The following is an 11,874-nucleotide window of genomic DNA, read 5'->3' on the forward strand; positions in this document are numbered from 1 at the left end:
GTAGACCGTGAGCGAGCAGACTCCACCCGGAGATGCGCAGGAACCGACCATCGACGTCGAGGCCGCGACCGAGATCGTGCTGACCGAGCACGGCCGGATCGAGCAGATCGACCTCCAGGTCGAGATGCAGCGGTCCTACCTGGACTACGCGATGTCCGTGATCATCGGGCGCGCGCTGCCGGACGTCCGGGACGGTCTGAAGCCCGTGCACCGCCGCGTGCTCTACGCGATGTACGACGGCGGCTACCGTCCGGACCGCGCGTTCTCCAAGTGCAGCCGCGTCGTCGGCGACGTCATGGGGAAGTTCCACCCGCACGGCGACAGCGCGATCTACGACGCCCTCGTGCGACTGGTCCAGGACTGGTCGATGCGCTACCCGCTCGTCGCCGGGCAGGGGAACTTCGGGTCGCCGGGCAACGACCCCGCAGCCGCCCCGCGGTACACCGAGTGCAAGATGGCGCCGCTGTCGATGGAGATGGTCCGCGACATCGACGAGGAGACCGTCGACTTCCAGGACAACTACGACGGGCGTACCCAGGAGCCGGTCGTCCTCCCGGCGCGCTTCCCGAACCTGCTGGTGAACGGCTCGGCGGGTATCGCTGTCGGCATGGCGACCAACATCCCGCCGCACAACATGCGCGAGGTCGCCGACGGCGTCCACTGGTACCTCGAGCACCCGGACGCGTCGCACCAGGAGCTGCTCGAGGCCCTGATGCAGCGGATCAAGGGCCCGGACTTCCCCACCGGCGCGCAGATCCTCGGCCACCGTGGGATCGAGGACGCCTACCGCACCGGCCGCGGCTCGATCACGATGCGCGCCGTCGTCACGGTCGAGGAGATCCAGAACCGGATCTGCCTGGTCATCACCGAGCTCCCGTACCAGGTCAACCCGGACAACCTCGCGCAGAAGATCGCCGATCTCGTGCGCGAGGGCCGGCTGCAGGGCATCGCCGACATCCGCGACGAGACGTCGGGCCGCACCGGCCAGCGCCTGGTGATCGTGCTCAAGCGCGACGCCGTCGCGAAGGTCGTGCTCAACAACCTGTACAAGCACACCCAGATGCAGGACACCTTCGGCGCGAACATGCTCGCGCTCGTCGACGGCGTGCCCCGCACCATGTCCATCGATGCGTTCATCCGGCACTGGGTGACGCACCAGATGGACGTGATCGTCCGACGCACGCGGTTCCGGCTGCGCAAGGCCGAGGAGCGCGCCCACATCCTCACCGGCTACCTCAAGGCGCTCGACGCGCTCGACGAGGTCATCCGGCTGATCCGCGCCTCGGCCACGGTCGACGACGCCCGCAGCGGACTGATGGAGCTGCTCGACGTCGACGAGGTCCAGGCCAACGCGATCCTCTCCATGCAGCTGCGTGCACTCGCCGCGATGGAGCGGCAGAAGATCGTCGACGAGTACGACGGCCTGATGGCGAAGATCACGGACTACCGCGAGATCCTCGAGTCACCGCAACGTCAGCGCGACATCGTCGGGGGCGAGCTCGACGAGATCGTGGCGAAGAACGGGGACGAGCGTCGTACGACGATCATGCCGTTCGACGGCGAGGTCTCGATGGAGGACCTCATCGCCGAGGAGGAGGTCGTCGTCACGATCACCCGCGGCGGCTACGCCAAGCGGACCCGGAGCGACAACTACCGGGCCCAGCGCCGCGGTGGCAAGGGGGTCCGCGGCGCCCAGCTCCGCGAGGACGACATCGTCGACCACTTCTTCGTGACGACCACGCACCACTGGCTGCTGTTCTTCACCAACCTCGGACGTGTGTACCGGGCGAAGGCCTACGAGCTCCCCGAGGGCGGTCGTGATGCCAAGGGCCAGCACGTCGCGAATCTGCTGGCCTTCCTCCCTGGCGAGCAGATCGCCCAGGTGCTCGACCTGCGCGACTACGACCAGGCCGAGTACCTGGTCCTCGCGACGCGGGGCGGTCTGGTCAAGAAGACGCGGCTGACCGAGTACGACTCGAACCGCAGCGGTGGCGTGATCGCGATCAACCTCCGCGAGGACGAGGACGGCAACCCGGACGAGCTCGTCGCGGCTCGGCTGGTCGACTCGACCGACGACCTCATCCTCGTCTCGCGCAAGGGCCAGTCGATCCGGTTCACCGCCGACGACGAGGCGATGCGACCGCTCGGTCGCGCGACCTCCGGAGTCACCGGCATGAAGTTCCGACCCGGTGACCAGCTGCTGTCGATGGACGTGGTCCAGGACGGCGCGCAGCTCTTCGTCGTCACCGAGGGTGGGTTCGCGAAGCGGACCGACATCTCCGAGTACCGCGTCCAAGGTCGTGGCGGACTCGGGATCAAGGTGGCCAACCTCGTCGAAGCCCGTGGTGACCTCGTGGGCGCCCTCATCACGGAGGAGGACGACGAGGTCATGGTCATCATGGAACGCGGGAAGATCGTGCGATCGGCCGTCGCCGAGGTGCACCTGACCGGACGCAACACCCAAGGGGTGACCTTCGCCAAGCCCGACTCCGGCGATCGGATCATCGCGATCGCCCGTAACATCGAACGTCATCTCGGCGAGGATGCGGCTACCGTTGGCGAGGAGCACGCGCCGATCGAGGCAGACGTCGTGGACGACGAGACTCCGCCGACCCCTGATGTGGCGACCGAGCAGAACCACGAGGAGAGCGAATGAGCAGCGACGAGACCGCGCCCCGGTCGTTCACCCCGCGGCAGGGCGGCGACCGACCCCAGCCGGCCGCTGCGTCCACGTCCGGCGTGAGTGCCCCGACGTTCACCCCCGCACGGGCGTCGTCGAGCACCGCTCCGAGCGCGGCCTCACCGCAACCGGCCGCGACGTCGACAAGCCCGGTCCCGGGCGCCGGCGGGTGGCCGAGCCCGCCGCGTGACAGCGAGCACGACACCGGCGACGTGCCGGTCGGTGAGATCCGGCACACGAGCTCGCACACCGGTGCGGGACCTCGTCCCGCGGTCAAGGTCGCGGCGGAGACCGGTGCGCCACGGCGGGTACGCCTCGCGGTCTCCCGGGTCGACCCCTGGTCGGTCATGAAGCTGTCGTTCCTGCTCTCCGTCGCGATCGGGATCATGATCGTCGTGGCTGCGGCAGTGATCTGGCTGACGCTCGACGGGATGCACGTCTTCACGAAGGTCGACTCGCTCGTCCGTGAGGTCGTCGGGACCGAGACGAAGATCGACATCCTGCAGTACGTCAAGTTCAGCCGCATCGTCTCGGCCGCCTCGCTGATCGCGATCATCGACGTCTTCCTCATGACGGCGCTCGCCACGATCGGGGCGTTCCTCTACAACATCGTCGCGGCACTGGTCGGAGGCATCCACCTCACCATGACGGACGAGTGAGCGTCGCACGACCGAGACACCTCCTCGCGCGTACCCGTTTGGGAACGGCACCCGCGCTGGGGTAGTCTCATCCGGCGCGCCGGGTGCACCGTGCGCGAATCGGGCCTATAGCTCAGACGGTTAGAGCGCTTCCCTGATAAGGAAGAGGTCACAGGTTCAAGTCCTGTTAGGCCCACTCCCGACCCGTTGGGGGACCGATGAAGAAGGTACTGATCCTGCTGGCTCTGGCCGGCGCGGGATACGTCGTCTGGAAGCGGTACGCCGACGAGACCGACAGCCGCGATCTGTGGGCCGAGGTCACCGACACCTTCGAGTAGACCAACTCCGCGGAGCCCGACAAGCGGAGTGTCACGGGCGGCAGATGCCGTCCACGGGGCCATGGCGCAATTGGTAGCGCACCTGCTTTGCAAGCAGGGGGTTAGGGGTTCGAGTCCCCTTGGCTCCACCCATCGTCACGACCCGTGACCGCATCTGTGCGGTGCACGTCGTCAGGCACCGCACCGGGCACCCGATGCGGGACTGGGAGTCTTCCCGGCGATCGGCAACCCTCGTCACCTCACCGGGCGCTCGAACACGAGCTCGAGGCCGTCCCGCTCGTCCCACTGCTCGCCCACCTGCATGAAGCCGAAGCCGGCGATGGTCGCGAGAGATGCGGTGTTCGTCGGACTGATCGAGGCGCGCACCGTCGTCACGGTCGGCTCCGGAACGACCTCCTCGATCAGCGCGCGGAGCATCGCACGGGCATACCCGCGGCGTCGATGACGCGGGTCCACCGAATACCCCACCTCAACCATGCCGTTCGCGTCCGGCGGACCGTGAAAGCCGGCGTGGCCGACGACGGCGCCCGTGGCGCTGTCGACCGCCGCACGCACGAGCCACGGCGTGCTGCGGGGATCGGTCGCCATCTGCTCGAGCCGAAACTGCCACAGCCAGTGCATCGAGGGCGAGGTGAAGTACTCCGTCACGTCGACGCCGGCGGCGGCGCGCGCCCGGTCGAGGTCACCGTCGAGCAACGCGGACAGGGCGTCGGGTGTCAGGCGGACGAGGTGGACGGTCGGCGCGGACGGAGTCGGACCAGATGGCTCGGGCACCCCACCATCGTGAGGCGACATCGGGCTGCCGCGCGATCCATTATCGCGACGGGATCGGCGCGATGCCGCCTCGTCGGCCTGCGGTCGCCGTCGACGTCGGGCCCGGCGGTCCCGTCCGGGGGCACCGCGCGCGGGTGGAGCCCAGGGGCGACACCGCCGCCCAGGGCCGGTCAACCCTTTGTGCCGAACTGTTCCAAGTGTCCGAAATGACCGCTCTGCAATGCCAGAAAAACGCGACGTCACTTTTGCGGAGAATACGGTTCAAACCGGACACAATGGCGCGTAGGTCCCTTTTCTCCTGCAACTTCACCCCCCATAGTGGCTCCAGAAGCAAGGCAATCTTGGAGGCTACCAATGTCTACGGTGAAACAAGACGACCGACTCGGCACCATTCCGACCCCGCGCGGGAGTGCCGAGGCAGGGGCTGGCCTCGAGCAGCGCACGAACCTCCGGCCTCCGTCCCTCCCCACCCAGCTCTCGGCCCCGGAGCTCGAGCGCATCGGGGCAGAGGTCGACCCGTCATCGCCGAGCCTTGAGCGGATCACGCCCGCCTCCGCTCCCTCCGCGCCGGCACGCACCGCGCGTCGCCGGTGGTTCCGCGTCGTTGCTGTCGGCACCGTCTCCGCGCTTCTGGTCGGCGGGGTCATGCTGGGTCGTGCCGATGCCGAGGCGCGTTCGGCCGAGGAGGCGCGCGCACAGGTGCAGACGGCCGCCGCAGACGCCATCCGGATCAGCACCCGTGCGTGGCGAGCGCGCGGTGCGACGCTGACAGCCGTCGCCGCGGCGCACACGATCGCCGCAGCCGAGGCCACTCTGGCAGCAACGCCGCAGGCCGGGGATGCCCCCAGGGCGGCGCTACAAGCCGCCGTCGCTGCCGCCCGTTCGGTGCTGGCCGGGCCGGACTCGGCCACGGACGCGCGAGCGCTCGCCGCGACGGTCGCCGCGATCGCCGCACCGCGACAGGCTGCGGTCACGGCGCAGCACGGGTGGCAGGTGGCTGAGGACGCCCGCATCGCGGCCGAGAAGGCGGCGGCCGAGCAGGCGGCAGCGCAGGCAGCCGCGGCGAAGGCGGCGGCCGAGCAGGCGGCAGCGGCGAGGACCGCGACAACGAAGAGGACGACCACGACGCGTACGGCGACCTCGTCCGGTGGCACCGCCGCACCGGCGGCACCCGCCCCCGCGGTGTCGATGGTCGGCGTCGAGTACAGCGCCGCCACCGTCGGAGCAGCGCTGAACGCATTCCGCGCGTCGCAGGGTCTGCCGCCGATGGCGATCGTGAGGTCGGCCGCACGTGTTCAGCACGCGAGCGAGATGGCCGCGTCGAACAGCATCTGGCACAGCAGCGTGCGCACCATGTGGGAGATCGTCGGACGGGTGTCGCCGGTGAGCGCGACCGCGATGATCAATGCCTACGCGAATTCGCCGAGCCACCGCGCGGTCATGGTCGGGAACTTCTCGACCGCCTACATCGGCGCGGTCACGTACAACGGGATGCTGTACACCTCGATCCAGTGCGGATGAGGGCTCACGCCCTCGACGGAGCGACGCCGGGTGGTCTCATTGACGGCCCGGCGGAACGAGCGGACCCAGACCACCGCTGAGGTACAGTCGCACCCATGTCGGGATGGTTCACGCTCGCCGTGACGAAGGCTGCAGCCCACCTCAGCCGGCTTCTCGGCAAGGGCGGTGGGCACGCACTTCCCGGCCTCATCGCAGAGCGCCTCGACCCAGGGCTCGCCGGTCGCCTGGCCGCGGGGCTGCCGCACGGCGTGATCATGGTGACCGGGACCAACGGGAAGACCACCACGACCAAGCTGATCGCCGCGATCCTCGAGGCGAACGGCGAGCGGGTGCTCTCCAACAGCACCGGGTCGAACCTCAAGCGGGGCGTCACGTCCGCGCTGATCTCGGCCGCCGACCTGCGCGGGCACGTCGACGCGACGATCGGCCTGTTCGAGGTCGACGAGGCCAGCCTCCGACGGGTCACCGGCGAGCTGAAACCCGACCACATCGTCGTGCTCAACCTCTTCCGCGACCAGCTCGACCGCTACGGAGAGCTGGACACGACTGCGGCCCTGATCGGTGAGGGCATCGCCGCGACGACGGCCCAGCTGTACCTCAACGCGGACGACCCGCTGGTGGCGAGCCTGAGCCGATATGCAGCGAGCGCTGACCTCGTGCACTACTTCGGCGTCGACCAGCTCCCCGCGGACGCGCCGGGGGTGCCGCAGACCGCCTCCGACTCCGACCGCTGCCCGGTGTGCCGGACGCGCCTGGAGTTCAGCCGGACGTTCTACGGGCACATCGGTCACTACCACTGCCCGACGTGCGACGTCACGCGCCCGACGCCCGACGTCGAGGTCGTCGAGGTCGCGTCGGCCGACTCCACAGGGTCGCGGTTCACGGTGGCGATCGACGGGGCGCGGAGCGATGTCGTCTTCCCCCTTGCGGGCACCTACAACATGTACAACGCCCTCGCGGCGATGAGCCTCGCCCACGGGTGCGGGATCGCCCCCGCCGTCGTCACGGAGACCCTGGCGAGCACGGTGGCAGCGTTCGGGCGCGTCGAGGAGCTCACGCTCGACGGGCGCACGCTGTTCCTGCTGCTCGTGAAGAACCCCGTCGGACTCACCCAGGTCCTCGAGACGTTCGTGAGCCGTGAGACGGCACCGCACGTGCTCTTCGCGGTGAGCGACCTCGACGCGGACGGACGCGACGTCTCGTGGCTCTGGGACGTCCCGATGGAGGCGCTGATCCCCGCGGACGCGACCGTGCTCACCACGGGGATCCGGGGCGCCGACATGACCCTGCGACTGCACTACGCCGGGGTCGCGGCCGACGAGGTGGAGGACTTCACCGCGGCCGTGGAGAGGCTCGTGAGCGAGATCCCCGTCGGAGGCACGGGCTACATCCTGCCGACCTACACGGCCATGCTGGCGATCCGCAAGATGCTCTCTCAGCGGACCGCCATGCAGGAGGTGTGGAAGTGAGCGACGAGATCACGATCGCGCACCTCTACCCGCGTGAGATGAGCATCTACGGCGACCTCGGCAACGTCATCGCGTTGCGCAAGCGCCTGGAGTGGCGCGGCTACTCCGTGGTGGTCCGCCCGGTCGAGGTCGGTGAGCCCTTCGACTTCGCCGAGGTCGACCTCGTGTTCGGCGGAGGCGGGCAGGACTCGGGGCAGGTCGTGATCGGGGCCGACCTCCTCGCTCGCGGCGAGAGCCTCCGGACGGCCGCCGCAGCGGGACTGCCGATGCTGGTCATCTGCGGCACCTACCAGCTGTTCGGCCACGGGTTCACCACGATCAGCGGCCGCGAGATCCCCGGGATCTCCGTCCTCGGTGCGCGGACCGTCGGCAGCACGGTCCGGATGATCGGGAACGTCGTGGTGGAGAGCCCCTACGGGCGGCTCGTCGGGTTCGAGAACCACTCGGGCCAGACGACGCTCGACCCCGGGCAGGAACCGCTCGGTACCGTCAGCAAGGGTTACGGCAACACCAGCGACGGCCACATCGAGGGTGCCAGGAGCGCGAACGTGATCGGCACCTACCTGCACGGACCGATCCTGCCGAAGAACCCGCGCCTGACGGACCACCTCATCCTCACCGCACTGAACCGCCGGTTCGGCGTGACGGAGCTCGCCCCGCTCGACGACGCCGTCGAGCGACGGGCGGCCGACGTCGCCGCGCTGCGACCCCAGTAGCGCCGGCAGATCCGGGGTCCGCGAGGTGTGGGCACCGAGAGCATGCCGATCCGACCGGCGGACCCAGCGCCTTGCGCGCGGCTGCGCAGGCTGGCACGACCCTCCGTGGGCGAGACTTCAGGAGTGCGAGCGGTGGCGCAGCCGGCTTCGCATCACGAGAAGGCTCCCTCCGACAAGGATGAGTCCGCCACCGAGGAACGCCAGGGGCATCGGGTTGGCACCCGTCGCCGCAAGAACGTTCGAGACCAACGAGGTCGACGCGTTCGGCGGCGCGGCCAGGACCTCCGAGGAGGACGGACCGCAGTAGCCGGATCCGGTTCCCTGCGGGTAGGTCACCGTGGCCGCTGCCTCGGGGCCGACCGCGAAGAGGACCTGGACGTTGCTGTCCGCCCAACTGAACTCGTCACCGCTCGACCACGTCCCGTCGGCGGCCTTGGTCCATCCGGGCCAGTCGGTCGCCTGCCCACCCGTCACCACCATCCCGGGCCAGAGCACGCTCCCCGTCAGGGGTTGATTCGCGTAGACGACGTTGCCACCGCTCGGGTTCACAAAGGTGATGGTCACGGTGCTGCTCGGTGTGCCCTCGGCCGTGACGACGTAGTCGAGCGACGCGACGCCACCGACGCACGTCGGGTCGACCGTCGTGACGGTGACCTGACACACGCCTCCCGCCTCGTAGCCGGGGTCCTGCGTGGGACAACCCGGGGCAGGCGTCTCCACAGCGGCTGCGGGCCCCGCGAACGGGAGCACCGCGGTCGTGGCGAGCGCGATGCCCAGCACCGACCGGATCAGCTTGTTCATGGCGAGCCCCATCCTCGAAACCGGGCAATACCGACAATTCCCCATCACAGTAGCGCTCCGGGGCGTCTTCGGGTATCGGCAGGATGGGTGAAGTCTGGGAGATTCAGTGCGTCGGGCAGACGGTCGGGACGAGACCCGGGCCGGTGATCGTCGGCGTGGTCCACACGGACGACCTCGGCGCGACTCCCGCGATGGTGAAGCGATACGTCGCGTGCTCGCCAGGATCGAGCTGCGAGGTGAGCACGCTGACCTGTCGCCCGCTCTCCGTTGCGCTGACCCCGCCGACGTACGTGTCGCCGAGGCGCTCTTCCAGGAGCTTCCCGCCGACCGGGGCGTAGACCGTGATGTTGGTCTGCACGGACCCGGTCGGCAGGTTCGGGTGGTGGATCCCCACGACGTACCACGGGTAGGTGCCGATGTCGGCCGGAGGTTCGTAGGCGAGGTCGAGCCGGACGACCTCGGACTCCCCGGCGCTGCACGCGGGTTGCTCGACCGTGACCGTGGCCTTGAGGAAGTAGTCGAGCTTCCCCCGGTGCCGTCGTCCAGGAAGACTCCGGGTGAGTCGTCAGCGGCGCCCGACAGGAACCCGGAACCCAGCGGGGTCTTCGCCAGAAGGTGCTCCTCCGTCGAGTGTGTCGACCACACCCGGATGCGCTTCTCCTGCGCCGCGCGCACCAGCTCCCGGATCACGCTCCGAGGATCCCCGCCACCGTCTGCGACCGCACGGAACACCGCCGTCGCGACACCGCTGAAGAAGGTGTCCTGGACGGCACGGTCGGGGATCTGGAGGTACGCGTCGTGGAGCAGGATCGAGACGAGGTTGCCCTGGTTCACCTCGACGCCGCCGGGGACCTTGACCGGACCGGTCGCCGCGAGAAGGTAGCTCACCGCTACCGGGTCGACGGCAACCACCCCGTCGACCGTCTCGCCCGTGGCCCTCGTCCACATGGCTTGCGCCAGCTCTGCGCTTCGCGGGAAGTCGGGCGTCGAGACGACGTCCTGGATCCATCGCCCGAGGGTGTCCGCGTGGACGCGGACCTCGGCGGCGGTCAGCGGCAGCACGCTCGTGTCGTACACGGGGAGGTCTCCCGTCGACCACTTCGTGACAAGACTGAGGGCTCCATTCTCAGCATGGAGCTCGGCAACTGCGCCGACGATGCCGCCCGCGGCGCGCAGCTCGGCGCTGTTGAGCGACATCATGAGGTAGGTGCGAGGACCGTCGGCCCCGAGCATCGGCGGCACGAGCTGCGCCACCTGGTCGGCGACTCGCATGACGCCCGCCGCGCGGCCGAGCCCGTCCTGCACCTGCACGACCGGACCGGCGACGCGGGCGAGGAGCCGAGACGGATCGAGCGCAGCGACGGCGTCGTTGGCGCGCTGCATCGACGCATCGGCCGTGGCGACGCTCGGTGCGGCGTCGACCAGGTTGGCGAGGTCGATCCGACCGTCCGACGTACGCACGTTGCTGGACGACAGCACCGTGCCGAGGTCGGCGATCGCGGGGAGGGCATTCATCGCGACGTCGTCGACCGCGGTCGACACCGTGCGCACGGCGACGAGGTCGTAGCCGAGGACGGGGACGTGCTCAGCGAGCCACCACACGGGGTCTGAGGTCGCGTCCCGTGCCCGACGTGCGTCGGCCTGGATCGCAGGAAGCTGGTCGGCAAGCGCCTGGGTCTGCCCGTCGCTGAGGACCGACTCCAGCTCGACCAGCGAGGTGCCCGCCGAGCGGAGCGCGCTCTCGGCCTGCAGCCCCCGGTAGGTCACCCAGCCGGCGCCGACGAGCATCAAGCCGAGCAGGGCTGCCGCGAAGACGAGGAGCGCGCGGCGTCTCACCCGGATCTTCACCGCTCGATCGTGACATATCAGACGCCGACGGACTCCCGGTGAGCGCGAATTCACCCCGGGCCGACGAGGTCGGGACGACCGTTCAGGACCGACGCCGCACGTCCGGTCAGGCGGAAGGTTCCGAGGTCTCGTCGGGCGCGGTCTCTGCCGCCTTCTTCGCGGCCGGACGCCGTGCAGTGACCTTCTTGGCCGCCTCACGGGCCTCGGTCACCTTGTCGGTGAGCTCGTCGCGGGCCTCGGAGACCTTCTCGGCTGCCTTCTCGGCTGCCTTCCGGCTCCGCGCGACAGTCACGCCGGCGACCTCTCCGACGGTCTCGGCTGCGTCCTCGACCGTGTGCCGGACGTCCTCGACGACCTCCGACAGCTCCTCGCGGGCCTCCGCCGCGCGGGCCCGGAGCGTCTCCTCGTGCTCGTCGCGAGGCTCCCACGGCTCCGCCCACGGGTCGACGGTCGACTTGGAGCGGGTCCAGGCCGCTGCGGCGGCGCCGACGCCGAGGATCAGCGCGACGAGCCAGAAGAGGCCACCGCCCTTCTTCTTCGCCGGGGCCGTGGGGGCGGCCGCGGTGGTCTCCGCCGCCTCGGCCGCGGCGGCGACGGCCGCGCCCGCGCGCTCCGCCGCCGCGTTCACGGCGGCGACCATGTGCGGGAGGATCTCGTCGACGAGCTTCTCGTGCGCGACGTCCAGGGCGGGGGTCGCCACCTGCGCGGCCTTCTCGACCCGCGGCGCGGCGGACTTCACCCCCTCCTGCCAGGCGTGCTCGAGGCGAGGAACCAACCACTCGACAGCGGCCTCGACACGCGGCGCGGACCACTCCTTGGCCTGCTCGGCCGCCTCTCGCGCTTGCGCGGCGGCCTCGTGAGCGACCTCGGCGGCGTGACCGCCGGCCTCGACGAGGGTCGCGGCGACCTCGGTCGCCCGGTCCTTGAGGGCGTCGGCGTCGATCTGGTCGATGTGGGCGGAACGGCGGAGACGGTCGTACATGTCCACTCCCCTAGGTCGGCTGCTGGTCTGACTTCACACTCTGCCACTGAACGCCCACCGGTGCCGGTGTTCGCCGACAGCCCACTGCCCCTGCACAGGGGTGCGGG

At 69.8% G+C, this 11,874-nt stretch carries 9 protein-coding genes and 2 tRNA genes; 8 read left to right on the forward strand and 3 right to left on the reverse strand.

Features of this window, described 5'->3' with window-relative positions; translation table 11 throughout:
• Positions 1-49: 49 nt before the first annotated feature.
• The 5 genes from gyrA (at position 50) to LJB74_RS10140 (ending at position 3,784) form a co-directional block, all read left to right on the forward strand.
• A complete protein-coding gene (gyrA, locus tag LJB74_RS10120; protein WP_259310333.1) occupies positions 50-2,656 on the forward strand; it encodes a DNA gyrase subunit A in 2,607 nt (868 codons plus the stop codon).
• Positions 2,653-3,339: a DUF3566 domain-containing protein gene (locus LJB74_RS10125; protein WP_259308413.1), complete on the forward strand. Its 687-nt coding sequence runs from the start codon at positions 2,653-2,655 to the stop codon at positions 3,337-3,339. Before gyrA ends, LJB74_RS10125 begins: the two co-directional genes overlap by 4 nt.
• Before the next feature lie 101 nt (positions 3,340-3,440).
• Positions 3,441-3,514: transfer RNA gene (locus tag LJB74_RS10130), tRNA-Ile, on the forward strand.
• Between the two features lie 22 nt (positions 3,515-3,536).
• Positions 3,537-3,656 carry a DLW-39 family protein gene (locus LJB74_RS10135; protein WP_259308414.1) on the forward strand — a complete coding sequence of 40 codons (120 nt, stop codon included), beginning with the start codon at positions 3,537-3,539 and terminating at the stop codon, positions 3,654-3,656.
• Between the two features lie 55 nt (positions 3,657-3,711).
• Positions 3,712-3,784, forward strand: a tRNA-Ala gene (locus LJB74_RS10140).
• A 106-nt stretch (positions 3,785-3,890) separates the two neighbouring features.
• Here the strand turns inward: LJB74_RS10140 and LJB74_RS10145 are convergent.
• The gene (locus LJB74_RS10145; protein WP_259308415.1) at positions 3,891-4,430 is read right to left on the reverse strand and encodes a GNAT family N-acetyltransferase; all 540 of its coding nucleotides are present in this window, start codon (positions 4,428-4,430) and stop codon (positions 3,891-3,893) included.
• 363 nt (positions 4,431-4,793) lie between these two features.
• Here LJB74_RS10145 and LJB74_RS10150 point away from each other — a divergent pair, with 363 nt between their 5' ends.
• The 3 genes from LJB74_RS10150 to LJB74_RS10160 all read left to right on the forward strand — a co-directional run bounded on the left by LJB74_RS10150 (position 4,794) and on the right by LJB74_RS10160 (position 8,136).
• The gene (locus LJB74_RS10150) at positions 4,794-5,951 is read left to right on the forward strand and encodes a hypothetical protein (protein ID WP_259308416.1); all 1,158 of its coding nucleotides are present in this window, start codon (positions 4,794-4,796) and stop codon (positions 5,949-5,951) included.
• 95 nt (positions 5,952-6,046) lie between these two features.
• Positions 6,047-7,420: a MurT ligase domain-containing protein gene (locus LJB74_RS10155; protein ID WP_259308417.1), complete on the forward strand. Its 1,374-nt coding sequence runs from the start codon at positions 6,047-6,049 to the stop codon at positions 7,418-7,420.
• Complete coding sequence (locus LJB74_RS10160) at positions 7,417-8,136, forward strand: type 1 glutamine amidotransferase (RefSeq protein WP_259308418.1); 720 nt, start codon at positions 7,417-7,419, stop codon at positions 8,134-8,136. Before LJB74_RS10155 ends, LJB74_RS10160 begins: the two co-directional genes overlap by 4 nt.
• Positions 8,137-8,253: 117 nt before the next feature.
• Here LJB74_RS10160 and LJB74_RS10165 read toward each other — a convergent pair whose 3' ends face one another.
• The gene (locus tag LJB74_RS10165; RefSeq protein WP_259308419.1) at positions 8,254-10,785 is read right to left on the reverse strand and encodes a DUF4012 domain-containing protein; all 2,532 of its coding nucleotides are present in this window, start codon (positions 10,783-10,785) and stop codon (positions 8,254-8,256) included.
• A 106-nt stretch (positions 10,786-10,891) separates the two neighbouring features.
• Positions 10,892-11,767 (reverse strand): hypothetical protein, encoded by an 876-nt coding sequence (locus LJB74_RS10170; protein WP_259308420.1) that lies wholly within the window; start codon positions 11,765-11,767, stop codon positions 10,892-10,894.
• Positions 11,768-11,874: the final 107 nt, after the last annotated feature.

The sequence above is a fragment of the Cellulomonas sp. P24 genome (genome assembly GCF_024704385.1).
GTDB lineage: Bacteria > Actinomycetota > Actinomycetes > Actinomycetales > Cellulomonadaceae > JAJDFX01.